The following is a 23,615-nucleotide window of genomic DNA, read 5'->3' on the forward strand; positions in this document are numbered from 1 at the left end:
CGACCCTGTAATTCGGTGACTTAAACTATGAAAATCATTTTGCCTATCGAAATCGCTGCCGAAATTGAGCCACATCTATCGGCAGATACTAAGGTTGTACTGGTTGATAGTGATGGCAATCTTGATCAAAATGCGACGGATGCAGAGATTTATTTAAGTTGGTTTTTTCTCAAAAGCAATGTGTTGCATAAAGTGTTAGCAGCAGCACCCGCTTTACGTTGGCATCATGCGCCGAATGCAGGAGTAAATCATATTTTGACTCCGACTTATTTAGAACGGGACTTGATTCTGACGAATGGTGCAGGTGTTCATGCAATTCCGATCGCAGAATTTGTTTTAACTTATATACTTGCTCATGCTAAAAATCTGGCTGAATTGCAAGCGTTACAAGCAGAACACCACTGGAAAAGAGGTTTTCCGATTCAAGAATTAACTGATGCTACTTTGTTAATTATCGGTGCTGGTGGTATTGGTCAAGCGATCGCTGCTCGCGCTAAAGCTTTTGGGATGAAAATTATTGGTACTCGTCGCCACCCACAAGAATTAGCAAATTTTGATCAGGTTGTCGGTGTTGATGAATGGCGTTCATATTTACCAGAGGCGGATTATGTTGTAGTTGCAACACCTCTGACAGCAGAAACCCATAATTTAATTGATGAGACTGTATTGCGATCGCTGCCGCCTCATGCTTATCTGATTAATATTGCTCGTGGTGCTGTGGTTGATGAATCAGCATTAATCAAAGCCCTCACCGAAGGTTGGATTGCTGGTGCTGCTTTAGATACAGTAGTTACAGAACCATTACCAGATGATAGCCCTTTGTGGTCAGTCCCCAATATTTTTATTACCCCTCACTGTTCTGGTCATTCTCCCAAAGTCAAACAGCGTTCAGTGGAATTATTTCTGGACAACTTCAACCGCTACCAAACTTCTCAGCCTTTACGCAATGTCGTAGATAAGCAAGCAGGGTATTAGAAAGAAGGTAGCATTCTTAGCTGATTGTCTGAAATAAACCTGCCCTAGAGTAGCAAGAGCAGGTCAAGGAATTTGTATCAGGAATTCCGTGGAATAGTATTCAACATTATCCTCAGTTTTGCATGATTCGTTGATAATTCTTCACTTGCAAATCAATGCCAGTGATTGCAGTACCAACTACAACAGCATAAGCACCTAAATTTAAAGCGTGGCGTGCCATTTGCGGTGAAGAAATTCCTCCTTCACAAATTATCGGAACTTTTAACTCCTCTAATATCTGAGTTAAAAGTTCCCAGCTAGGTGGAGAATCATTATTAGTTTTGGGAGTATAGCCATAAAGAGTCGTCGCTACAATATCTGCACCAGCAGAGGCGGCGGCTTTAGCGGCTTCAATTGTATCCACATCAGCAATCACTGGTTTCTCTAATTCCTGATGTATGCGGCTGATCATCTCTGCCACTGTCTCACCATCAGGACGAGGCCTTGTTGTCGCATCGATCGCAATTATATCGGCTCCAGCCACCGCCACCGCCGCAGCATGATGAAACTGAGGTGTAATGTATACATCGTATTTAGGAATTACTTGTTTCCATAACCCAATAATCGGCACTTGCACTCGCTCTCTTACCGCACGGATATGAGTTGGAGTATCTATACGTACACCAACAGCACCATTATTAACCGCAGCCTGCGCCATTGCAGCAATAATAGTTGGTTCATGTAGAGGTGAATCAACAGGCGCTTGGCAAGATACAATCAGTCCGTTTTTTAAGGTATGAATTAAGTGGTCATTGGTCATTTGAGATAGAACTACTGTATATATAGGAATCCGATTTGATTTCTGAATCTAGTTGTGTAGGCTGGGAGTAGGGAATGGGGAGTAGGGAGTAGGAAAAAAGCCTGACCTGGGTGTACTGATTTTTTTCATAAATCAAATATGAGTCCTATACAATCTCAATTATTCCAGTTGCTCTCTGAGAGATGGAGTCAGAATCATTAATCCTCTGACAACTTCTTCAGGAGTAGCTGTGCCATCAATTACTTTTGGCGTAATTTCCATCAATTCTAAAGCTAAATGGGTAGGAATCCCCTTGGCTTCTAACCGCTTCAATTCCAAAATGTCAATGCCTGCGGCCAATCCATCTAAATATTCTTCTACACTTACACCCAAGTCTTCAATTTCTGCCATAGTAGAATTTTTATTTGTATTTGACTTTCATATTCACATTGATTACGTATAGCAACCCTAAATCATTTACAAATATCTATCTCCCTTGTCTCCCTTTTCTCCCTTGTCTTTACGTGAGCAAACAAAATATTTTTTTAACAACTGAACTGGAGCGATCGCAAAATTCACCAGTTATGAATCAGCACTGAGAACTTTCGCAGATTGGGGAGGTATCCAGACAGTAAAAATAGAGCCGATACCCACAGTCGATTCTACTTCAATTCGACCCCGATGCAATTCTACCAGTTGTTTAGTTAAAGCTAAACCCAATCCGGTACCTTCATAACGGCGACGATAAGGCGTATCTAACTGCTGAAATTTCTCAAACATTAATGGTAATTGCTCTTCAGAAATCCCAATTCCTGTATCTTCAACTTGAAAAACAGCAGTATTATCTTCTACCCAAATTCTGAGAGTAACACTGCCACCTTCTGGTGTAAATTTAATCGCATTGGTTAACAAATTCCATAAAATTTGTTCGATACGCTCGGCATCAGCACTAAAGATATCGCGTCGAGGATCAATTAGTAAATCCAGTTTGAGGGTAACTTGTTGGTTATTCGCTTTATCAATTAAGGCGGATATAGCACTTTCCGCTATCTTTGCCAAAGAAAATTCATTAATATTTAAAACTGTTTTTCCAGCCTCGATTTGTGATAAATCCAGGATGTCGTTAATCATTTCTAATAAATGTTCGCCACTGTCGTGGATGGTTTGCAGATAATCTCGTTGTCGTTGGCTCAATTCACCTATCGGCCAACGTAACAAAGTAGAAGACATCCCAATTACATAAGTTAACGGTGTGAGTAATTCATGACTAATGGTGGCAAGAAATTCGTTACGTAAACGGCTGGCAGCTTCAGCAGCCAATAAAGCATCACGTAAAGCCATTGTACGCTCTAACACCCGTTGTTCGAGCGTTTGTTTTTCTTGAGTGAGCGATCGCATTAACTCTGATTGATGAATAGCGATCGCTAATTGTTCAGCAATGGAAGAAAGTAAATTTCGCTCATTGTCAGTCCACTGGCGCGGAATATCGCACTGATGAGCAATTAACAAACCCCAGAGTTTTTCCTCAAACATAATTGGGGCTGCTAACTTTGCCCTAACTCGATTAGCGCGGAGAAAGTTCAACAAACACTCTTCCAGCGCATAAGTTTTTTCCACATCTTCCACCACTAAGGTAAAACCTTGGCGATACTTCTCCCAGCAAAGCGAATGGCGAGTAAAGCAAGTTGTTTCTTGGGAATGTAACACCGAAGAAATCTCATCCGTCGCCCTGACTTCATAAACAATGCAACCACCATACTTTTGCCAGTCTGAGATCAGGGATGGAGTAGGACTCTGCCCATTTGCTGTAGAGTTTTGGGTATTGACCCCTGACCTTTCAAATTTATATATTACTAACCTGTCTAACTTCAAAAACTCACGCACTTGGGCGATCGCAGTTGCCATAATCACTGGCAAATCTAAACTTTTGCGAATCTGAGTTGTGACTTGATTTAACAATCGCTCTTGGGAGATTTGTTTTTGTAAAGCAATTTCAATCGCTTGACAAGCATTCTCTGACTGACTGGTATTAAAAGATTCTGTTACCGCCTGATGTTTTTGAGGTAGCAGATACTCTAATAACAACAGCGTGAATCGACTTTGAAGGGTAGCATCATTAGGGCGGAGAATTTGACTGTAGTAGTCAAGATTTTGATAAGTCTCGCAATCACTAGCAAACAAACCCTTCAAATTGTTAACAAAGTCGGCGATCGCTTCTGAATTAAACGTCAAGCTAGTGCTGAGTTGGGAGTTGGGAGTTGGGAATGGGGAGTGGGGATTTTCTTCTGCTTCTTGCTCCTCCTGCGTCAAAGCGCCTCGTAACAGCGCACTAAACTGTTCTGAAACCACCAAAGTGAATCTTTGACTTTGCCATTCTTCAGTTATGAGAACTCTAGCCAGCACAGATTCTGTCAGCACTAGCACAGAACTTTCCACAGATTGAGCCATTTGCTGTAACAATTCCCCAAGCTGATTAAATACAACTAAAGGCAAATTTTGAGAAAAGCTCAAATCAGGTGAACTAAGCATTTTCAAGGTCTAGTGAGAGGGGTTGAAGAACCAGTTTATGGGAGGTGTTACCTCTTGTTTAGCAACTGGCTGTGCTAGGCTGAAATGTTCTTTAAATCGTGTTCTAACCAACAGTTTAAGACGGTAAGGCGGGATCATGCACCGAATAAATGCTAAATCAGTCGGATGGAATCAGTCAGAAAGTTTAATGTTTTTAGAACAAACTCCAGCACCGTTTATATTTATTACGGCTGCGGATACTGACATTCAAACTTTGGCAGCAGCAGTTACCAAATTACCGACGAATTTTCCTGCATTAAGAGTCGCTAACTTATTGCAGTTACAACAACAAATCACTATTGACACATACAGCGAGCAAGTTTTAGAACTTGCCGAGGTAATTATTTTACGTCTTTTAGGCGGACGTGCATATTGGGGTTACGGTTTAGAAGTCGTGCAGGAAATTGTACAACGTAACGGTACAACCTTAATTGTAATGCCTGGAGATGATGCCCTCGACCCAGAATTAGTTGCTCAATCTACTGTACCTGTAGAGATTGTTAACCAAGCATGGCAATACTTCAATGAAGGCGGTGTTAATAATTTTGTTAATGCTTTGCAATTTATTGCTGACACTTGTTTAGAAACATCCTTTCAACCCCTACCACCGCAAATTGTTCCTCGTGTGGGGTTGTATGAATGGACAATTGGGAGTAGGGAGTGGGGAGTGGGGAGTGGTGAAACAGCCTTACTCACACAGGAGGAATACAGAAAGAAAAATCCCGAACTTCCTCTTCCCGATTCCCGACTCCCAACTCCCGACTCCCCAATCCCCAAAGTGGGTATTTTGTTCTACCGCGCTCATTATCTGGCGGGAAATACTCATGTGATTGATGCTTTGTGTACAGCTTTAGCGCACAGAAACTTACAACCAGTGCCAGTGTTTGTTTCTTCATTACGTGACCCCAGTGTACAAGATGAATTGAGTGAAATTTTCCAGCCAAAAGATGCTGAACAAATAGCCATCCTGTTGAATACTACTAGTTTTTCTTTGGCGCGTTTAGACACAGAAGCACCCGAAACAGAAATTTGGCAAAAACTAGATGTGCCAGTTTTACAAGTAATTCTCAGTGGAGGTTCGCTGGAACAGTGGGAGTCACTGTCTCAAGGTTTGTCTCCCCGTGATATTGCTATGAATGTGGCACTACCAGAGGTGGACGGCAGAATTATCAGCCGCGCAGTATCTTTTAAAGCTTTGCAAACACGCAATTCTGACCTAGAAACAGATGTCGTTGTTTATGAACCAGTGAGCGATCGCATCGATTTTGTCGCTCAACTTGCGGCTAATTGGGTACGTCTCAGAACTAAACCACCACAAGAACGGCGCATTGCCCTAATTTTGGCTAACTACCCAAACCGCGATGGTCGCCTTGCTAATGGTGTTGGCTTAGATACTCCCGCCAGTTGCGTAGAAGTTCTCAAAGCCTTACAAATGGCTGGTTATGCAGTAGATGACTTGCCAAAAGATGGTAACGAATTAATCAAACTTCTTACAGATGGCGTAACCAATGACCCCGAAGCCAGAGAATTACGCCCCATTCAGCAAAGTCTTTCAAATGAAGCATATCAGGAATATTTCGCCTCATTACCAGAATCAGTTAAACAAGGTATTAAGGAACGGTGGGGAGTCGGGAGTGGGGAGTCGGGAGTAGAGAATCAAGAAGAAATTTCTTACCCCCATTCTCCTTTTCCCATTCCCGGAATCCAACTCGGCAACATTTTCATTGGGATTCAGCCAGCGCGGGGTTATGATATCGACCCTAGTTTGAATTATCACGCCCCAGATTTAGAACCAACCCACACTTATTTAGCCTTTTATTACTGGGTAAGAGAATACTTTGGTGCGGATGCTGTGGTACATCTTGGCAAACATGGCAACCTGGAATGGCTACCAGGGAAAAGTTTAGCTTTATCCAGCGATTGTTATCCCGAAGTTGCTTTTGGTGCAATGCCTCACCTCTACCCCTTTATTGTTAATGATCCGGGTGAAGGTTCCCAAGCCAAACGCCGCGCCCAAGCGGTGATTATCGACCATCTCACACCACCAATGACTCGTGCAGAATTGTATGGGGCTTTGCAACAATTAGAAAACTTAATTGATGAATTTTACGAAGCCGAAAGTTTAGATCCTTCTCGATTACCAGCCATCCGCGATCGCATCCGCGAACTCGTCATCAACGAAAACCTCCACCTCGACTTAGGACTAGAAAACAAAGAAGCCATCTTCAACTTTGAATTATCAATATTAAACTCATTAGATGGTTATCTATGCGAACTCAAAGAAGCTCAAATCCGCGACGGTTTGCATATATTCGGGCAATGTCCCCAAGATAGACAACTACGCGACTTAATAGTTGCGATCGCTCGCATCCCCAACCGCCATTCCATCGGCATCACCCGCGCCCTGTCCCAAGCCTGGGGATTAGACATCGACCCCCTCACCGACGAATTTAGCGCCCCCTTCACCCCCTCAGAATCACTCTCCGCGCCTTTGCGCCTTTGCGCGAAAATAAAATCCTGTCGCACCATCGGCGATGTAGTCGAACTCCTAGAACAACAAGCCGCCGAACTAGTAGAACAACTCCCCCACTCAGCACTCAGCACTCACACTTCGACTTCGCTCAGTGTACAGCACTCAGCACTCAACACAACCCTAGACTGGATCAACACCAAACTCCTCCCCGCCCTCCAACAAACCCCCGCAGAAATCACCAATTTACTGCATGGACTTGACGGCGGATACGTCCCCAGTGGCGCTTCCGGCGCACCCACACGCGGCAGACCAGAAGTTTTACCCACAGGCAAAAACTTTTACTCAGTAGATATCCGCGCCTTACCCACCGAAACAGCCTGGGATGTTGGTAGAAAAGCAGCAGAGAACTTAATTGAAACTTACACACAAGAACATGGGGAGTATCCCAAAACACTAGGCTTATCCTTGTGGGGGACAGCAACCATGCGGACTGGTGGTGATGACATTGCTGAAGCTTTAGCCTTGTTGGGTGTGCGTCCTGTGTGGGATGGTGCGGCGCGGCGAGTCATCGATTTTGAAATTTTACCCCTGTCGATTTTGGGTCGTCCGCGTGTAGATGTTACCTTAAGAATTTCTGGATTTTTCCGTGATGCCTTCCCCAATCTGATTGACTTATTTGAACAAGCAGTGATCGCAGTCGCCGCATTGGATGAATCGCCAGAGGAAAATCCCTTAGCAGTGCAAGTGCAGCAAGATACAGAGTATTGGGTAACGCAAGGATTACCAGAATCAGAGGCCAAGTTGCGATCGCGTTATCGCATTTTTGGTTCTCAACCCGGTGCTTACGGTGCGGGACTCCAAGGTTTAATGGAATCGCAAAATTGGACTGATGACCAAGATTTAGCCCGCGCCTACATCAACTGGAGTTGTTACGCCTACAGCAGCATTACTGCCAGCCAAGAAAAGGGCAAACTCACCGGAATTGCTGCGCCAGAAGCATTTGGGCAACGTTTACAGCAAATGCAAATTGTTCTGCAAAACCAAGATAACCGCGAACATGATTTGCTCGATTCTGATGATTATTATCAATTTCAAGGTGGTTTAACGGCTGCTGCCCGTTCTTTGCAAGGTAAAAATCCGCAAATTTACTTCGGTGATCATTCTATTCCCGCTAATCCCCGCATCCGCAAACTGCAAACAGAAATTGCGCGAGTATATCGTTCCCGTGTGATTAATCCTAAGTGGATTGCCGGAGTTATGCGCCACGGTTATAAAGGTGCCTTTGAAATGTCAGCAACTGTTGATTTTTTATTCGCCTACGATGCCACGACCAAATGCGTAGAAGACTATATGTATCAAGGGATAGCGGAGTCTTATTTATTTGATACTACCGTTTCCGAATTTATTCAGTACAATAATCCTCATGCGTTGCGTGATATTGCTGAAAGATTACTTGAAGCACACCAGCGTGGTTTATGGGAGAATGTCGATATACTGACACTGGAAAATTTAAGAAATTTAGTACATCAAGCAGAAGCAGCCATCGAAGAAAAATATATTCCAGACAAATCAACGGTGTAGGAATCTACTATGGACAACCTTGCATATTTGCACCTAGCTTTCGCCTATGAAGACTGTGAATCCAGTGACTTGGTGTTGCTGAGTGATTTATTAAACAAAGCCTCAGCCCCAGACTGGAGTAAACTCTCTGGTAAGGCTTGGAAGTATATGTTACCTCTGGCGCTTACCTTGTCTATTCTCAGTAGTGTTAATAGTGTCTTGGCTCTAGAGCGAGGAGATCAAGGCCCTTCTGTGAGAAGTCTGCAACAAAAACTCCAACAAGCAGGCTTTTATCAAGCACCTATCACGCAAGTTTACGATTTCCCCACAGAAGAAGCTGTCCGACGCTTCCAAAAAGCTGCGGGTTTACCTGTTGATGGCGTGATGGGTGCAAGTGCAATCCAAAAACTAGACAACTGGCGTAAGTCGTCTGCAACCAACCAAGCAAAAAAACCAACAGTTGTGCGGACAACTCAAACCACAAGAGTTGCGGCTGCTAGTACATCTAGTACAAAAAAACCAACAGTTGTGCGGACAACTCAAACCACAAGAGTTGCGGCTGCTAGTACATCTAGTACATCAGTCAACAAAACCACAACCCAAGCTACCAAACGCAGTAATTCTCAATACCTGATGAGAGGTGATGAAGGGGAACAAGTGAGAGTTCTGCAAGAAAAATTGCGGGTAGCAGGTTACTACTACGGAAATGCGACAGGGATATTTGGCCCCATTACCGAAGAATCGGTGAAGCGGTTCCAAGAAGCCTATAAACTAAACGTTGATGGGATTGTTGGCCCGGCAACTATCAGCAAACTGCCAGGGAGTGGTGTAGGTTATGGTGAAGATGCTCCGCCAAGACGTGCAGCTGATAAAGATAATCTTCGCATGGGCGATCGCGGTGAAGCCGTGAGAATGCTGCAAGAACAATTAATTAAAGCCGGATATTTACAAGGAGAACCAAACGGCTACTTTGGTTCTTACACTTCCGATGCTGTACGCCGCTTCCAATCTGACAATTACTTAGCCGCCAGTGGAATTGCTGGCCCTACCACCAGAGCTAGGTTATATAGTAAGGTGAGCAATGCGCCCAAAAGCGACTTTAGTGTTTTAGAAATTCAACGACGGCTGCGAGACAAGGGCTTTTATAAAGGAAAGCTCAATGGTGTTATGGCAGAAGACACAAGAAAAGCCATTAAGCAAGCCCAAGAATTTTACGGTGTCAGTCTTAGTGATATTAGAAGCGGACGCTTTTAACATCCGCTATGGCTTGTCGATGTGAATCCCCAATAGGTTGCTTCCCTCCGATAACTCTGCCAATTTTAGATTTTTTGGTCTATCACCAATTGAGTCTTAGATTGGCTGATTGATCAATCCAAAATCCAAAATTTAAAATCCAAAATTCTTTGGTTATCCTGCCCCAATGCTATAGCGGCATTAATGCCCTTTGGCACTTGGGGCATACTGCATGAATGGTCATTTGACAGTCGAGTAAATGAAACCCTTCTTTTTGAGCAGTTTTCGCACCAATTTTTAAAATCGAATCGTTTTTAAACTCAATTGTACTGTTGCACCGGACACAAATTAAATGGTGGTGATGGTGCGGGTAAGGTTGGTTAATTTCGTAATGTTTATGACCTTCGCCTAATTCCAATTCCCGCAAAATGCCCATCCGTGCCATCAACTTCAGCGTCCGGTAGATAGTTGAAAGGCTGATACCTTCGCCATCGGTTTCTAATCGATGGTAAAGATCCTCGGCACTGAGGTGTTCACCTTGTGGTAGCTCTTGAAAAATGTGTAAAATTGTTTCTCGTTGGGGAGTTAAACGCCAGCCTCTTTCATTTAACTCTGCTTTGAGTGAAGTAGTTGTGTAGACAGTCATACTAATTTTTCTCAACAAAGCCTATTAGTTGAGAATATAACAAATGTTCGGAGCAATTTGCAACAAACAATGCTTATTGACAATCTTTGTTAAGTTCCCATAAATAATCCGTAAAGTTCTTAAATCCCTACTTGAGTAGCGATCCCATACTCTCGGACAATTCAGCAGCAGTGTCTGGCAGTATAGCCAAGACTAGCTGCAAAAGTTTTTCATAAGCTAGAGAATTTTTAGCACTAAAATCCAAATTAACTGTGCTAAAACGGAAGAATCCAAAGTCAACAATCTATAGAAGTGTAAAGAATGAAGGATAAAACTTCATCTTCATACGTCACGCTACCCTTCTTCCCAAGGGAGATGCTACGCGAACAGGAAGCCACGCAAAGCGCGTCTACACACTTTACACTTCATACATCAATTAGCTCAGAGACTCTAGATAGTCGCGGATGAGATTACGACGCTTGGGTTGACGGAGCTTTTGCAAAGCTTTCGATTCAATTTGGCGTACTCGTTCCCGTGATAAATCCAGGGCGCGGCCAATTTCGGCTAAAGAATAAGGATGACCATCAGCTAAACCAAACCGCATCAGAATGACATCTCGTTCGCGGCTAGTTAAATCAGCTAACAGATTTTGCAAGTCTCTTTGTAAAGATTCTCGCATTAACATTTCTTCAGGAGTCACGCTATCGGTTTCTAGCAATTCTCCTAACTCTGTATCTTTATCTTTACCAACTTTGGTTTCTAGAGAAACAGAACGTGGCACTCTCAACAACACTTCTCTCACTTGAGATGGTGTCATTTCTAATTCAATTGCCAAGTCTTCTAAAGTCGGAGTCCGACCTTTTTCTTGAGCAATTTTGCGTTGCGCTTTTTTAATTTTGTTTAATTTTTCTGTAATATGAACTGGGAGGCGAATTGTGCGACTAGAAGTTGCGATCGCTCTTGTAATCCCTTGACGAATCCACCAGTAAGCATAAGTACTAAAGCGATAACCTTTGGTGGGGTCAAATTTTTCTACGGCTCTTTCTAAACCAAGAGTTCCTTCTTGGACTAAATCTAATAATTCCAAGCCACGATTTTGGTATTTCTTGGCAACAGAAACCACAAGACGTAGATTCGCCTTGATCATGTGTTCTTTAGATTGCAGTCCTTGAGATTGAATTTGCTCCAATTCTTCGACTGTGATTTTGGCAATTTCTGCCCAACGGCGTTTACCTTCTGACAAAATCGGCTTGAGATCCGACACTTGCACACCAGCAGTATTAGCCCATCTTTCTAATGATGGACGGTGGCCAAGCTCCGATGCTAAACGCTCTTGAACTTCAATTAATCGCAAATAAGGCTCAACTACAGCATCACCTTGCTTGGCAGCATTGGCAAGTACTGTCCGCATCCGTAGGTAACGTTGAACTTTTTGAGCTTCTGAAACTTCTTCATCACGCCCCAACAACCGGACTCGTCCAATTTCCTGAAGATATAGACGTACCAGGTCTGTACTGCGGCGATTAGTATTTGCGCCAAAACTAGCAGGGTCAACAGAAACTATCTCCAAATCGTGAAGCTCTTCGACCGATAAATCACCGTCGTCAACCGTGATATCTGGGTCTAAAACCTGGCGGGACTTTTGGGAATTGTAGGCGGCATCCGGGTAAAAAGATGTTGCTGGCATATCGTCTCAATGGCTCCAGGTAACAATAGATTACGGTGAGTCAGCGCGGCGGGAGGATATAACCTCCGTAAGCGACTGCGTTCCCCGAAGGGTCAGCTAATCAAAATCAACTGTTGCTATTGTTCCCGTGATTCACGATGAAATAACACGGTAGAGGATTCCAATACAATTTTTTTTCAAAAACTGCACTAGTGTTTCCAACATTAATGCCGAAATCCTTCGGCCGTTGAACATTTGATTGAACCAATAGCTATTCAAATCTACAGATAAGCTTTAAATTCTGAGCTACCTAATCAGCATTTCGACGTAATATGTATTAAGTGTTACTTTTTTAACTGGTATAAACATCTGTCAGTAAATTTATGTTTAACATTGGGTTAGTCATATCTACATGGTTATTAAAGTAATTTCCTGACGATTTAGTATTTTCTGTCTAGGGATTTTTCGGGAATATGTGAAGTAAAACAAAGGCAGAGTTTAGACAGGCAAAGTAGGCAACCGAGGAAAAAGTAATGATGAATAGCTTTTCATCCCAGTCAGGTTGCTACACCAATTTTGGGCGATCGCACCCTGGACATTATTCTTATATCTAATGTAGCCGCCTCAACTCGCTACCAAACTCGGTTGAGTATAGGAAGGAATCCGATTTGATTTCTGAATCTAGTTGTGTGGTGCGCGTTCGCAAAGCGTCTCGCAGAGAAGCGCAGCGCAAGCGCGATAGGCAGGGAGTAGGGAATGGGGAGTAGGGAGTAGGAAAAAAGCCTGACCTGGGTGTACTGGTTTTTTTCATAAATCAAATATGAGTCCTATATCATCTGTAATTGATAGCTGAAATTATCGTCTAATTCAGCAGAGCTTCATACTCGTCATGATTACCAATCCAGAACCAATAATAATCGTCGTCCTTTTTCAAAGCTAATGCGCGATAACCACCACTAATACGCGCAGACCATAGATTCTTGTCTACTTTTTTGAAGTGTAAAGAAGGATGCACAGGATTTTCTTGCCAAAGTTGATATGCTTTTCTTGCTTGTTCCTTCACTTCTGGAGCTAATTTTGCATAGGCTTGCCAAAAGTCAGGGGTTGTGAAGGACTTCATCAAGATCCCTTACTTTGTTATCTATAATATCTGCCTCTGCTTTAGCAATCAGCTTATTCAACTTTCCTGACACTGCATCTGTTTCAATTTGCTGATCCCACATCTCATCCAAATACTCTTGTAGCCACACAGAGAGTTGGCGGATATCACTTTCAGGTAATTGTTTGATGGCTGCTTCAATGTCTCGTAAGGTAGCCATAAGAAAAACTCATGCTTCAGGTTGAATTTATGGTATCACAATCAATTTTTTGCATAATCTCTCAAATACTCAGTAGTACAGGGAGAAAAAGCATAACAGAAAGTTCCATGTAATCTCCTTTATCTCTAACTTTTTACTTTTGACTCACTCAGTGATATTCCGGCTTGATATCTCGTAGCATTAGTTCATCGAGTGCTTGTTGAGGAGTAACTTCACCTTGGAGTAAGCGATAAACTTGCTCTGTAATTGGCATATAAATATTTTGCTGCTTTGCTAATTGCATCAGAACTTGGCAAGTGTTAACTCCTTCGGCCGTTCCTGGCAAATTAGCGAGGACATTTGTCAGGGTTTGACCACCAGCCATTTGATAGCCGACTTGGTAGTTACGACTCAAAGGACTATTGCAGGTAGCTAACAAATCTCCCAGACCAGACAAACCATAAAAAGTTTCCGTTTTCGCACCTAAAAAATTGCCGATGCGAACCATTTCTGTAAGTCCACGGGTGACTAAAGCAGCTTTGGCGTTGGTTCCCAATTTTAAGCCATCGCAGACACCAGCTGCGATCGCCATCACATTCTTGAGTGTTCCCCCTAATTCCACACCCAGGGGGTCGGGATTTGTATAAACCCGGAAACGTGGTGCAGAAAATATTAACTGCACTTTTTCCGCCGCAGTGGTGATGTTGCTGGCCACTACGGTTGCAGCTGGTAATGATTGTTGAATTTCTGCTGATAAGTTCGGGCCAGATAATACCACTACTGGATGATCAGGAAATGCAGCTTGCCAAATTTGTGACGGCGTAGCAGTTGTTTGTGGTTCTAAGCCTTTGGTTGCTGTGACAAAAATTGTTTCTGGTGAAAGGGGACAAGATTTTACTTGCAAAGCAACATCTCTTACCCCTTTCATGGAAATAGCAGATAGCACTATTTGAGCATTTTGGAGAACAGCTTCTAGTGTTTCTGTGCCATGACGTGACCATAGCCTAACTTTGTGACCATTGGCCTCTGCTAGATTTGCTAAAGCTGTACCCCAAGCACCTGCACCTAAAATTGCAATGGTAGTTTCTTGCACCACTTTTATCAGTTATCAGTTATCAGTTATCAAGTCTACTCCCTGTTTACTGATGACTGATAACTGATTTATCAGCACTCAGCACTCGTCGAGGATAACGTTCCATTAATTCCCGGACTTGTTCTGCATGATATGAGCTTCTGGTTAAGGGAGAAGAAACGACTTGCAAAAATCCGAGTTCTTCACCAAAGGCTTGCCATGCAGCAAATTGTTCTGGGGTAATGAAAGTATCGACTTGCAAATGTTTTTGACTGGGTTGGAGATATTGCCCAATTGTCAAAATATCACAATCGACTGCGCGTAAGTCTTGCATCACTTGGCGAATTTCGCTATCGGTTTCGCCAAGTCCTACCATGATGCCCGATTTAGTATAGAGCCAAGGTGCTATTTGCCGCGATCGCTGCAATAATTCCAATGTGCGATCGTATTTTCCTTGGGGACGCACCCGACGATACAGGCGAGGAACCGTTTCTGTATTATGGTTAACTACTTCTGGGTTAGCTTGTAGAATTATTGCCAAAGCATCCCAGTTACCACATAAATCAGGAATTAATACCTCAATTGTGGTGTGAGGTGACACATTCCGCACCGCCGTAATGCACTCGACAAACTGCGAAGCACCACCATCAGGTAAATCATCTCGGTTAACAGAAGTAATCACCACATGATTTAGCCTCATACGGCGGACTGCTTCGGCTAATCTGGCTGGTTCTGTAGGATCTAAAGGTTTTGGTTTTTTCTCAAAATCAATGTCACAGTAAGGACAAGCACGGGTACAAGCTGGCCCCATAATCAAAAAAGTGGCAGTACCCGCATTGAAGCACTCACCAATATTGGGACAGGATGCTTCCTCGCAAACCGTATTGAGTGCTAAATCCCGCAAAATTTCTTTAACGTTACCAACGCGCTCCCATTGAGGCGCTTTAACTCGCAACCAGTCTGGCTTTTTCATAAGTACGCTAAATCAACACTTTCAGCCTAATGTGTCTCTTAAATGCTCATCTAATGCTCAAAACAGCAATATTTGGCATTTTGGGTTTCATTTCGAGCATTATTTTGTAGCTAGAGAAAATGCTCAACGAATGCTCAAAAAAATTAAACAGCAAACAACTAGCTTGCTAGAAGCTAGGGCGAGTTAAATTTTGAGGGTTTAACTATTTTAATCTCATGTCATACACCGTGGGATAGCAGCGTCTATTTTATCGTCTATTTTATCGACGGTAATATCGACGATAAAACAGACGGGAATATCAACCAGAATATAGACAACCTTACTCTGTGGTATCAGCCTTTAAAGCATTGATTTTTTCTCTTATAGAAGCAGCTAAGACAGCCGCTTTACTGTAACGTGGGTTAGTTTTTAAATCCTTTGATTGTATTTCGGCTTCCCATTGGGCAATCTCATCGTCTAATTCAGTAAGGAAGCACAATAGCTCATCAATCTTGCTTGCAATACTAAGTGGAACTCTGACTTGAGTGGTATTCTCACCGTATTTAAGCTTACGACCGCCGCCCGGCTTACGCTTGCCTGCTGCTGGTATTCCTCTTGGCATATAACCTGAAACCCTTGTATAATAGGCATATTCTTATTTATGTGACAAAATAAGAACTATGTCAAGGGTAAGGAGGTACAGCGATAAAAATAAAAAAACCACCGTCAGCTAGTACAGTGGTGAAAAAAATATCAGCGTCAGTGATTAGGATTGCTGAACTGCTTTAAATAAATAGTTGAGTGCTATTGTAATGATTTTCTTATCCCCCCAATTACGCCCAAAATTAGGATTATCGGTTTTAGTGTTAGAGGCAATAGCGGAAGCCAGAGCAATAATGTCATCAGGGCAATCGGTATGCTTTAACGCTTCACTCCACTGTTCGTAAATCTCAGGGTTTCTAACCATTGATTTGATTGTAAAAAGAGGTGTGGATTCAGGCATAGTATAGGGTAGACATACATGGTAAATGCTGTTTTTTACCCTATAAAAAATAACGAATGTGAATCAATAGCTGTTCTTTGAGTTTCACTGAATATTATTTGAAAATTCACATGAAATTCATAATACGAAAAGACAAAAAGGTACAGCTAGGATAATCACTAATGTGTGTGGATTTAAAGCAGTGAGAATAAGCCTTGAAAACCACCACAGGGATAAGGATAGGCTGATAAGAGCAAGTATCAGAGATTGGTTAGAACAGAGTAAATCACTGGTAATTGATAAGCAGTAACAAGGTTAGGCAATAGAGGGTATATCCCTAGTTTTAATACGTCTGTTTTATCGACTATATTATCGACGATTTTATCGACGATTTTATCGACGTAATAAAAAGGGATATATACACCTCATAACTTGCAACGAAACAGGAAACTTAAGTCACACAGCACTGTACGACCGCAAGGGAACTGAATGTACATGGCATCTCTACGGGAATCATGAGTACTAACTATTTTGCATTCACCTAAAGCTTTATGTATGACGGTCAGTTTAAATTCCATATATGTCAACGCTGTGTAAAAATTCAATATTTCCATATTTATGTACCTCTGTTGTTTGATAAGGATTATATTTTTCCGACGGTGGTATTTTTTTGAGGTAATAACTGTTCCCACCAATCAGAGCGTTTACAACGGTCACGCTTTTTATTTGTCTTGTCTTTGAAATCAAAATATTTTTCATCTGTCGCTATTAACGCTATAGCAACCGAAATATTTTCACCGTCGTTAATAAGTTTCATTAGTGCGTCAATAGCTTTTATTGAATAGTCGTTACGTAGCTGTAATTCATAACGCAACCATTGGGAATTTATTTTTAATTGCAGTGCCTTGTCGTAGATACGTAATTGCTTATCGCTGTCTTTACTGCCGAAGTAAATTGTTGAGCCTACAACCCGCGTTTTAGTAGCACCAAAAAAACTACTAGTTGCCCTAGCGCACTCAAACTTAGCAAGTAGCTCAGGGAAGTTAAAAAAGTCTATAGATAGGTCTACCCTTGTTAATTTCACATTAGGGGTAGCTAGGAGCGTCTTTAAGGCTTGTATCTGTTGTAATATACTTAATTGTCCTAAAACACTTCCAGGCACGGTAAAACGCATTTTAAGGGCAAATGGTGAGTTATCAGCTTTTGTTGGGTATGAATACTCAAGGTGTATACCGTTGCTGAAATCTATGGCGTGAGAGTAAAGCTGATAACCCCGTTCTTTTTTGGTGCGGTTATTGTTGCCAGTATTTTTATGCGCTTTTGCTTGAGTCTTGACCGGATAGGGACTACCAGGAATACCGCCAAATGTAGTACTGACAAGGGTTTCAAGTGCTTGGTAATCCTGTTGTGTAGGTAAGTTACTGGTAAATGAGATGTGGTCTATGTGTGGGTATGCAAGCTGAGAGTGTTGCTGGGCAAGGGTTTCGGGTGTAGCGTGTCCATCCAACACGCTGTCAGTTCTATATATATGCCCAAAAAGTTTTTTATTTGATTCACTGCCAGATAAGTCACACTCGTTATGACTTGTACTAAAGTGAATATCGCTGTTACTATCGCTTATGTCATCTGGTAAAAAGTCACCAGAATCGGATATATTTTTCATACAAAATTCTGATTGGTGAAGTCTGAAACCCACACGGTTGCAACGTTGTGGGTGTTTTTATGCCTTGAAGCGTAGATGCACTAGTACAAAAATATCATTATCAATAGGGGTCAAATATATAAGATTTTTTTATAGGTAGAAGTACCGCAAAATAGAGGTTTTTCACTCTGTGGAGGCATCACGCGATAACGCACTATGGATTTCCAGATGGTCTATACCCTTCTATGCACAATGGAATTTATCAAGCCTCAATTAGCAAGGGTTTCGAGCCACTGACGCGATAAGTTGAATTTATAAATCAATTGACAGTTTCACTCTGGCTTGTGGTGTAGCGTGTGCTAGGTGGGATAGTTGCGATTAATTGCAAGTATGCACAAAGGGATTGAAACTGATGAGAATAAGGTTTTATAAATAAAAAAATAAGGGAATAATTTTATTCCCTTAAAGTGCTTGAAATTATTGATTAATTGTTTTTATTTTCTAGCAGTCTTCTAATCAATTCCTCTTGTTGTTTCATTTTCTCTTGTTGCTGCTTTAATTCCTCCTTTAATGCTTCAATATCTGATGATTGTTGTGTTACTGAATGAGCTGGTAACTCTGGATTAATTTGTAAAGCAATTTGTGACGTATTCCGATAATGTTTAGCTGATATTTTCTCCCCATGCTCACACCAAGCATTAACGATGTCTTTTTCTCGATTTAAGTCATAAATTTGATGAGTAATAAATGTATGCCTAGTGTTATACGGTGGTAAATATTTTGATACCTTACCCTCCTCAATTAACTCCTCGACTATACCAGAATAATAATAAGTGCCACTGGGTCTAAAGCTTCGTTTGCCCCTCCAAATATCACCGAATGCACAATGATTAATTGTATTACCTACACGATTTTTAAAAACAACTTCGTTAGGTTCTCCTTGTGGTAACTCTTTTAATAAATTCCACAATCTGCCGTCTTTTGGCATCGGAAAAATACGCGTAGTCTCATTTTTCGTTGGTTTGAATTTCCTTAGCGTACTACTGTAAGAACGGTCAATAACAATTATTTCCCTATCCCACTTAACATCCCCCCACCATAGAGCTATTGCTTCACCTTGCCTACAACCCGTTAAAAACTTAAAGCTTACAAAATGATACCAATGATTAAATCTTGGTTTTTCTGATGTTCTCAAAAACTCCATAATTGATTCTGCTTCATCCCACGTAAAAGCAAAATCTTTGCTTTCTACTTCGTCATCCTCTCTATATTCATCCTGTTTTATTTCTTTAACACGCTTTCCGCTTCCTATACCTTCTGTTAATCCATCAAAATAATTTTTACCAGAATATAAATTTTGTCGGATTACTAGAGCATACGCTTTACTTAAATGACTTAATATTTTTTTGACATTTTGATGGTCACGATTATCAAGTAACCACTCTCTAATCTGTAAAGCATTATCACCAACATGATTAATAGCAGTATCAAGATAACGTCGATAAATACCTGTGTGCTTATCTACTGTTGTTATCGCCCATTCACGCTTTTGGTACTCACAATATATATCCCAAATTTCAAGTGAAGATAACTCTGGTTTAGGTGGTAACTGATTATCTGAAACAAGAACAAGCCTCGGATTTTTAAGACTAGCTTTTAATCCATACTCTTGCAAAATCTCTTGGTAACGACCGATGTTAAAGTTGCCAGAACCATCATCAAGCTTCCCTTCTTCAAGTTCCAACTGTAATCGTCTTTGCAACTGACCTGCTTTAACTTCCCATCCACTAACCAACGGGATGCCAGTACTTAGCTTTACTTGTTTACCATCCGCGAAATAATTGCGCGGGAAGCACGCTTTAATGCTCTTACTGTCTTCTCTGACAGATACTTGACCTTTTTTAGCCTTGCTTGATGAGGTTTTGACGCTGTTTACCATAATGCTCAAAGAATGCTCAAAATTGGATATTTAATCTTGTAAGTATTGGCTCAACAAGCATTATACACTTTTTCTTGTAACCCAGTCTGGCTTTACTGTCACAATCCGCTTTTACCACTGAAAGTTATACAAATCTAATCCTAGCAAGCAATCTATATATAGTTGTCATTGGTTATTTTGTTGTGATGACATCTATGCAGTTTTAGATCAGCTAATTTTCTGGTTGCTCTACCTACTCTCTTTTTTCGGACATTTATGATATCATAATCAAGATATTGCCTTTTTTTGGCGGGATGTAGCGCAGCTTGGTAGCGCACTTCGTTCGGGACGAAGGGGCCGCTGGTTCGAATCCAGTCATCCCGATTTAAAGTGTCGAATAACTAATTATTTGTCGTTGTTAACAGATTAATGTCGTTATTAACAGGCTAATGACGCTATTAACAAATTGATGTCGTTAAACCTGTTCATACATCCGTTAACAAATTAATGTCGATGAATATATTCTCTAAACCGACTTCAAGGTTTAGTTCCCCCAAAGCCTAACATAACTGTAAATATTCAGGATAATCCCGAACGAAGTGCGCCTTTCAACCCTCCCGCTAAAATTGTAATTCTAAAAAATTTCTTTCAACCCACCCTAGCCGGGATGGTTGTTGAAACTTCTTGGGTGCGATTAGGATTCCAGCCAGGGGCAAACTTTCAACCCACCCCTAGCCGGGATGGTTGTTGAAACTTTAACTTGCCTGCTTTGCCCTCACACGAACAAAGGCTTACTTTCAACCCACCCCTAGCCGGGATGGTTGTTGAAACTTGAGAAACTAGAAAGAAAAAACGTCCATGTCTTTCCTTTCAACCCACCCCTAGCCGGGATGGTTGTTGAAACGCGCGGAGAATTATTTGCGGCTGTAATCGACTCAAATCACTTTCAACCCACCCCTAGCCGGGATGGTTGTTGAAACTCGACCCGTCTAGAACCCTTGCTATCAGAGCTTTCCATACACATACTTTGGCAGGTCGGCTTAAAAGAGTCTCGAACTGAAAATTAAAATACTAAATGTATTGACATGCTAGTTTTTTAATTCAAGACTGGATAAGGGTTTTAAAGTTTTGGCGGGACTCCGGGGATTTTGCCCCCACTTTGACACGCCAAAAAAAATATTTGGGAGGGTTCCCCCGACGAAGGGGGTGATTCAGTAGCCACCACTGTGGTAATCCACACCGTTATGAATAACGGCTACAGCTAAAAGCCTTACTCCTTATTGCTGGGAGCGCACCTATCCCACCTATAGAATTCTAAAGATGGCAGCATCAGAAGCGGGCAGCTACCAGGGTCAGAAAGCATGACGGTCTTCCAACCGCCAAACTAACCCAGATTTTTCGCAGCACATTGGCTCAAAAGAGCATGAACTACGGCGCTGTTATAAAAATATTATATTTTCAAGGTTCAGATTAGTGAATTAAATTACAGAGGCTTGACGTTCTTGGTAAGCAAAGACGGCTAAATCTCGCGCTTTTTCTTGTGGACTACCTCTGATTGGCTGTGTACCAATTTCAGTAAAAATTCCGGTTTTTGCAGCTTGGGATTTAATACTTTCAATTAATCGACCGTAACTCCAGCGATGAACGCTCATACGATATTCTTTGGCGTATTTTTTTTGAACTTCCTTATTACCAGGGCATTTCTTCTCTGCTCTGGATTGAATTTCGCTAGTGATTTGCTCACGGATATCGCGGAGTTTTGGAATAACTATGCTGCTTGCTTGATAGGTTTTGGCGATCGCCACAATCCCATCAGCCAATAATCTATCCACGTATTGTCCTAACTCTGATTCACCAAAGGAGTTTGGCGCATTCTGTTTTTGAGCCTTGTGGCGTTCATGAGATAGGCGTTGCTGTTGTTGTCGCTGACGATTGAGAAGGTTGTAGTTTTTGCCAAGTAGTTGTTTGACAGTGCGATAAGCTAGAACTTCATTTTTAACAACATCCACTACAGCTAGTGTTACTGGCTTTTCTAGACCAAAACTAACACCAACTAGGATTGAGGGTTGTCCTTGATAATTAGGCTTGCTGGGACGAGGGAAGGGATTATTAATCCTATCTAGCGTGGATTGCTGACGAGCAATAAAGGCTTGCTGTTTATCATTGAGGTCTTCTTTCTGTTTCGCTTTTGTTAAAGTTTCGGTTATTTTTTTGCTTTTCTCATCAACTACCTGTTGAGTTCCTTCAGTAGTCCACATCCGAGTATCTAAAGCACAGTAAAGATTTAGTTGATTGACTTTCCAGGGTTCACCTTTTTCTTCTCCTAGCGACCAAGCAACCCTTCCTGAACGCAGAGTAAACAAACTGCTTGAATATTGATTTTTACTATTGCGTTTAAGTTCTTGATCTTCTAGAAAGCGTTTGAAGTAGTGCAAATGACGCTTATCGCAGTAAATCTCAAAGGTTAGTTTTCCCAAGCCATTGAACCGAACAAAGAGACGACCTTTGTCATTTTGCAACCATGTCATATCTTCGTTAGATTCGTAAGCCACAGGAAATGGTACATCAGCAGTTTTTCTTAAAAGTGATGCTTGCCAAGCTTTTGCCTCATTTTCATTTTGAGGTATATTGGCTGTAGCAATTTCTAACGTCTTTAACCACTCTTCCCCTGTTAAATCTCTACCTTTAGGTATACGACTTTGGAGTTGGTCTTTTAATCGTTGAATTTCTATTTCCTTTTTGCGTTTTTTTCTAGTAAACTCTTCTGGGTCTTCGTCGAGTTCGCTAATTTGACAGTTATTTTTCAGCAGATATGCGATCGCACAACGAGTAAGAGTCTCTTGTGTTTCTTTGTAAGTATTTAAAAGAATTTGAAAAAGTGAAGATTTTTGTAAGTTGGCAGATTTCTTAGTTTTTTTGCTCTTTCTCTGGTTTTTATTCTGGTCGGGCTGGGGGGTAAATTGGGAAAGAATTTCAATGGCTTTAGTACGAATTACATTTAAGCTACATTGGCTTTCTTGTTCGAGTTCTTGATCGCTTTTGAGGATTGTGAGCCAACGTTCTTTGCCTTCTATTTGCCGCTTTCTTCGTTTTTGCAAAGCAAACCAGGATTTATATACATAATTTACTAAAGCGATCGCGGAAGTGTAAAAGCGTCCAGGTTGACCAGCAAAACGCTCTTGAGTTTTGAGGGAAATAACAAGTGTTGTGAGGAATTCGGTAGGTATTTTGCCTTTTTCTAGCCAGGTTTCAAATTCTGGGTGTTTTCCTACCTGTGCCAATAATTCATTGATGAGTGGTGTATTTTTTTCAGCCATCAGTTCCCACAGTTGACGGAGACTGTCTTCTTCAGCAACCAAGCGACATTGAATTGTAATAACGCTCATGGTGTCCTCAGCTTTGTGGATTCAGCAAAACTGACAGGGTTGTTAATTGTTTTTTACTACCAATAGTATAGCGCAATACCGCAATGACGCAATGACGCAAATGTTTTTTTTGCTGAGAGGCTGTGCAAAAATGAAAGCCGCAAGCTTTGGCTTCAAATTAGGATGGCAGAAGAAACTAGAGAAGTTCGGGGGAGACTCCCTAAAGACTTAAAAATCGCGTTTGAAATCGCCTGTGCGCGTCTGGAATTGACCCAGACTGCGGCTTTGGAGGAGGCAATTCGAGATTGGTTGCAAAAAAAAGAGTCCCCTGCTGGTGGAGAGTCTCAGGGGAGTTAATGGGGGCGATCGCACACTACACCAGTAATGTGTGTCGCACTTCTCAAATTTTCAAATCCGAAATCTGGTAACAAATTAATATAATGTCAAAAATACTTTGTAATCACTTTTTATCCCTCTTCTATACGGGACGATAAAAACCTATTACCAA

General features: G+C 41.7%; 19 protein-coding genes, 1 tRNA gene and 1 CRISPR repeat array. Of the genes, 6 read left to right on the top strand and 14 right to left on the bottom strand.

Annotated features, from left to right (window positions below; all coding sequences use genetic code 11):
* Positions 1-27 precede the first annotated feature (27 nt).
* Positions 28-975, top strand: a complete 948-nt coding sequence (locus H6G77_RS06150) for a D-2-hydroxyacid dehydrogenase (RefSeq protein WP_190871091.1) — start codon at positions 28-30, stop codon at positions 973-975.
* Positions 976-1,087: 112 nt separating this feature from the next.
* Here H6G77_RS06150 and H6G77_RS06155 read toward each other — a convergent pair whose 3' ends face one another.
* The 3 genes from H6G77_RS06155 to H6G77_RS06165 all read right to left on the bottom strand — a co-directional run bounded on the left by H6G77_RS06155 (position 1,088) and on the right by H6G77_RS06165 (position 4,282).
* Entirely contained in the window at positions 1,088-1,774 is a 687-nt protein-coding gene (locus H6G77_RS06155) for an N-acetylmannosamine-6-phosphate 2-epimerase (protein ID WP_190871092.1), read from the bottom strand.
* 159 nt (positions 1,775-1,933) lie between these two features.
* On the bottom strand, positions 1,934-2,164 hold the full coding sequence (locus H6G77_RS06160) for a hypothetical protein (protein WP_190590032.1): 231 nt from the start codon (positions 2,162-2,164) through the stop codon (positions 1,934-1,936).
* A 171-nt stretch (positions 2,165-2,335) separates the two neighbouring features.
* Positions 2,336-4,282: a GAF domain-containing sensor histidine kinase gene (locus H6G77_RS06165; protein WP_190871093.1), complete on the bottom strand. Its 1,947-nt coding sequence runs from the start codon at positions 4,280-4,282 to the stop codon at positions 2,336-2,338.
* A gap of 136 nt (positions 4,283-4,418) precedes the next feature.
* Between H6G77_RS06165 and cobN the strand changes: the two genes are divergently transcribed.
* Both cobN and H6G77_RS06175 read left to right on the top strand, forming a co-directional pair.
* The gene (gene cobN, locus H6G77_RS06170) at positions 4,419-8,375 is read left to right on the top strand and encodes a cobaltochelatase subunit CobN (protein WP_190871094.1); all 3,957 of its coding nucleotides are present in this window, start codon (positions 4,419-4,421) and stop codon (positions 8,373-8,375) included.
* A gap of 9 nt (positions 8,376-8,384) precedes the next feature.
* Entirely contained in the window at positions 8,385-9,608 is a 1,224-nt protein-coding gene (locus tag H6G77_RS06175; protein ID WP_190590035.1) for a peptidoglycan-binding protein, read from the top strand.
* A gap of 169 nt (positions 9,609-9,777) precedes the next feature.
* On the opposite strand, the gene H6G77_RS06180 is transcribed toward H6G77_RS06175, so the two are convergent.
* From H6G77_RS06180 to lipA, 6 genes are all read right to left on the bottom strand, one after another.
* A complete protein-coding gene (locus H6G77_RS06180; protein ID WP_062295370.1) occupies positions 9,778-10,233 on the bottom strand; it encodes a Fur family transcriptional regulator in 456 nt (151 codons plus the stop codon).
* 415 nt (positions 10,234-10,648) lie between these two features.
* Entirely contained in the window at positions 10,649-11,899 is a 1,251-nt protein-coding gene (sigC, locus tag H6G77_RS06185) for an RNA polymerase sigma factor SigC (protein WP_190590036.1), read from the bottom strand.
* A gap of 841 nt (positions 11,900-12,740) precedes the next feature.
* Positions 12,741-12,998: a type II toxin-antitoxin system RelE/ParE family toxin gene (locus H6G77_RS06190; RefSeq protein WP_190871095.1), complete on the bottom strand. Its 258-nt coding sequence runs from the start codon at positions 12,996-12,998 to the stop codon at positions 12,741-12,743.
* Positions 12,976-13,197: a hypothetical protein gene (locus H6G77_RS06195; RefSeq protein WP_190590037.1), complete on the bottom strand. Its 222-nt coding sequence runs from the start codon at positions 13,195-13,197 to the stop codon at positions 12,976-12,978. Before H6G77_RS06195 ends, H6G77_RS06190 begins: the two co-directional genes overlap by 23 nt.
* Positions 13,198-13,345: 148 nt before the next feature.
* Complete coding sequence (locus H6G77_RS06200; RefSeq protein WP_190670416.1) at positions 13,346-14,269, bottom strand: NAD(P)H-dependent glycerol-3-phosphate dehydrogenase; 924 nt, start codon at positions 14,267-14,269, stop codon at positions 13,346-13,348.
* A gap of 46 nt (positions 14,270-14,315) precedes the next feature.
* Complete coding sequence (gene lipA, locus H6G77_RS06205; RefSeq protein ID WP_190871096.1) at positions 14,316-15,221, bottom strand: lipoyl synthase; 906 nt, start codon at positions 15,219-15,221, stop codon at positions 14,316-14,318.
* A gap of 31 nt (positions 15,222-15,252) precedes the next feature.
* Between lipA and H6G77_RS06210 the strand changes: the two genes are divergently transcribed.
* Positions 15,253-15,408, top strand: a complete 156-nt coding sequence (locus H6G77_RS06210) for a hypothetical protein (protein ID WP_190871097.1) — start codon at positions 15,253-15,255, stop codon at positions 15,406-15,408.
* A gap of 132 nt (positions 15,409-15,540) precedes the next feature.
* Here the strand turns inward: H6G77_RS06210 and H6G77_RS06215 are convergent, their stop codons facing one another.
* From H6G77_RS06215 to xerC, 4 genes are all read right to left on the bottom strand, one after another.
* Positions 15,541-15,822: a hypothetical protein gene (locus H6G77_RS06215; RefSeq protein WP_190871098.1), complete on the bottom strand. Its 282-nt coding sequence runs from the start codon at positions 15,820-15,822 to the stop codon at positions 15,541-15,543.
* A gap of 144 nt (positions 15,823-15,966) precedes the next feature.
* Entirely contained in the window at positions 15,967-16,203 is a 237-nt protein-coding gene (locus H6G77_RS06220; RefSeq protein ID WP_190871099.1) for a hypothetical protein, read from the bottom strand.
* A gap of 622 nt (positions 16,204-16,825) precedes the next feature.
* The gene (locus H6G77_RS06225; RefSeq protein ID WP_190871100.1) at positions 16,826-17,845 is read right to left on the bottom strand and encodes a replication initiation factor domain-containing protein; all 1,020 of its coding nucleotides are present in this window, start codon (positions 17,843-17,845) and stop codon (positions 16,826-16,828) included.
* A gap of 463 nt (positions 17,846-18,308) precedes the next feature.
* Complete coding sequence (gene xerC / locus H6G77_RS06230) at positions 18,309-19,763, bottom strand: tyrosine recombinase XerC (RefSeq protein ID WP_190871101.1); 1,455 nt, start codon at positions 19,761-19,763, stop codon at positions 18,309-18,311.
* 289 nt (positions 19,764-20,052) lie between these two features.
* Here xerC and H6G77_RS06235 point away from each other — a divergent pair.
* Positions 20,053-20,126, top strand: a tRNA-Pro gene (locus H6G77_RS06235).
* A 261-nt stretch (positions 20,127-20,387) separates the two neighbouring features.
* Positions 20,388-20,723: direct repeats of the CRISPR family, unit length 38 nt; unit sequence CTTTCAACCCACCCCTAGCCGGGATGGTTGTTGAAACT.
* 497 nt (positions 20,724-21,220) lie between these two features.
* On the opposite strand, the gene cas12k is transcribed toward H6G77_RS06235, so the two are convergent.
* The gene (cas12k, locus tag H6G77_RS06240) at positions 21,221-23,128 is read right to left on the bottom strand and encodes a type V CRISPR-associated protein Cas12k (protein WP_190871102.1); all 1,908 of its coding nucleotides are present in this window, start codon (positions 23,126-23,128) and stop codon (positions 21,221-21,223) included.
* 162 nt (positions 23,129-23,290) lie between these two features.
* Here cas12k and H6G77_RS06245 point away from each other — a divergent pair, with 162 nt between their 5' ends.
* Complete coding sequence (locus H6G77_RS06245) at positions 23,291-23,464, top strand: hypothetical protein (protein ID WP_190871103.1); 174 nt, start codon at positions 23,291-23,293, stop codon at positions 23,462-23,464.
* Positions 23,465-23,615: the final 151 nt, after the last annotated feature.

The organism is Aulosira sp. FACHB-615, from assembly GCF_014698045.1.
GTDB lineage: Bacteria > Cyanobacteriota > Cyanobacteriia > Cyanobacteriales > Nostocaceae > Nostoc_B.

Coding starts and splice junctions, on each gene's coding strand:
- H6G77_RS06245 (WP_190871103.1), top strand. CDS start 23,291: ATGGCAGAAGAAACTAGAGAAGTTCGGGGGAGACTCCCTAAAGACTTA.
- H6G77_RS06160 (WP_190590032.1), bottom strand. CDS start 2,164: ATGGCAGAAATTGAAGACTTGGGTGTAAGTGTAGAAGAATATTTAGAT.
- cobN (WP_190871094.1), top strand. CDS start 4,419: ATGCACCGAATAAATGCTAAATCAGTCGGATGGAATCAGTCAGAAAGT.
- xerC (WP_190871101.1), bottom strand. CDS start 19,763: ATGGTAAACAGCGTCAAAACCTCATCAAGCAAGGCTAAAAAAGGTCAA.
- H6G77_RS06225 (WP_190871100.1), bottom strand. CDS start 17,845: ATGAAAAATATATCCGATTCTGGTGACTTTTTACCAGATGACATAAGC.
- H6G77_RS06180 (WP_062295370.1), bottom strand. CDS start 10,233: ATGACTGTCTACACAACTACTTCACTCAAAGCAGAGTTAAATGAAAGA.
- H6G77_RS06190 (WP_190871095.1), bottom strand. CDS start 12,998: ATGAAGTCCTTCACAACCCCTGACTTTTGGCAAGCCTATGCAAAATTA.
- lipA (WP_190871096.1), bottom strand. CDS start 15,221: ATGAAAAAGCCAGACTGGTTGCGAGTTAAAGCGCCTCAATGGGAGCGC.
- H6G77_RS06220 (WP_190871099.1), bottom strand. CDS start 16,203: ATGCCTGAATCCACACCTCTTTTTACAATCAAATCAATGGTTAGAAAC.
- H6G77_RS06175 (WP_190590035.1), top strand. CDS start 8,385: ATGGACAACCTTGCATATTTGCACCTAGCTTTCGCCTATGAAGACTGT.
- H6G77_RS06155 (WP_190871092.1), bottom strand. CDS start 1,774: ATGACCAATGACCACTTAATTCATACCTTAAAAAACGGACTGATTGTA.
- sigC (WP_190590036.1), bottom strand. CDS start 11,899: ATGCCAGCAACATCTTTTTACCCGGATGCCGCCTACAATTCCCAAAAG.
- H6G77_RS06150 (WP_190871091.1), top strand. CDS start 28: ATGAAAATCATTTTGCCTATCGAAATCGCTGCCGAAATTGAGCCACAT.
- H6G77_RS06195 (WP_190590037.1), bottom strand. CDS start 13,197: ATGGCTACCTTACGAGACATTGAAGCAGCCATCAAACAATTACCTGAA.
- H6G77_RS06165 (WP_190871093.1), bottom strand. CDS start 4,282: ATGCTTAGTTCACCTGATTTGAGCTTTTCTCAAAATTTGCCTTTAGTT.
- cas12k (WP_190871102.1), bottom strand. CDS start 23,128: ATGAGCGTTATTACAATTCAATGTCGCTTGGTTGCTGAAGAAGACAGT.
- H6G77_RS06215 (WP_190871098.1), bottom strand. CDS start 15,822: ATGCCAAGAGGAATACCAGCAGCAGGCAAGCGTAAGCCGGGCGGCGGT.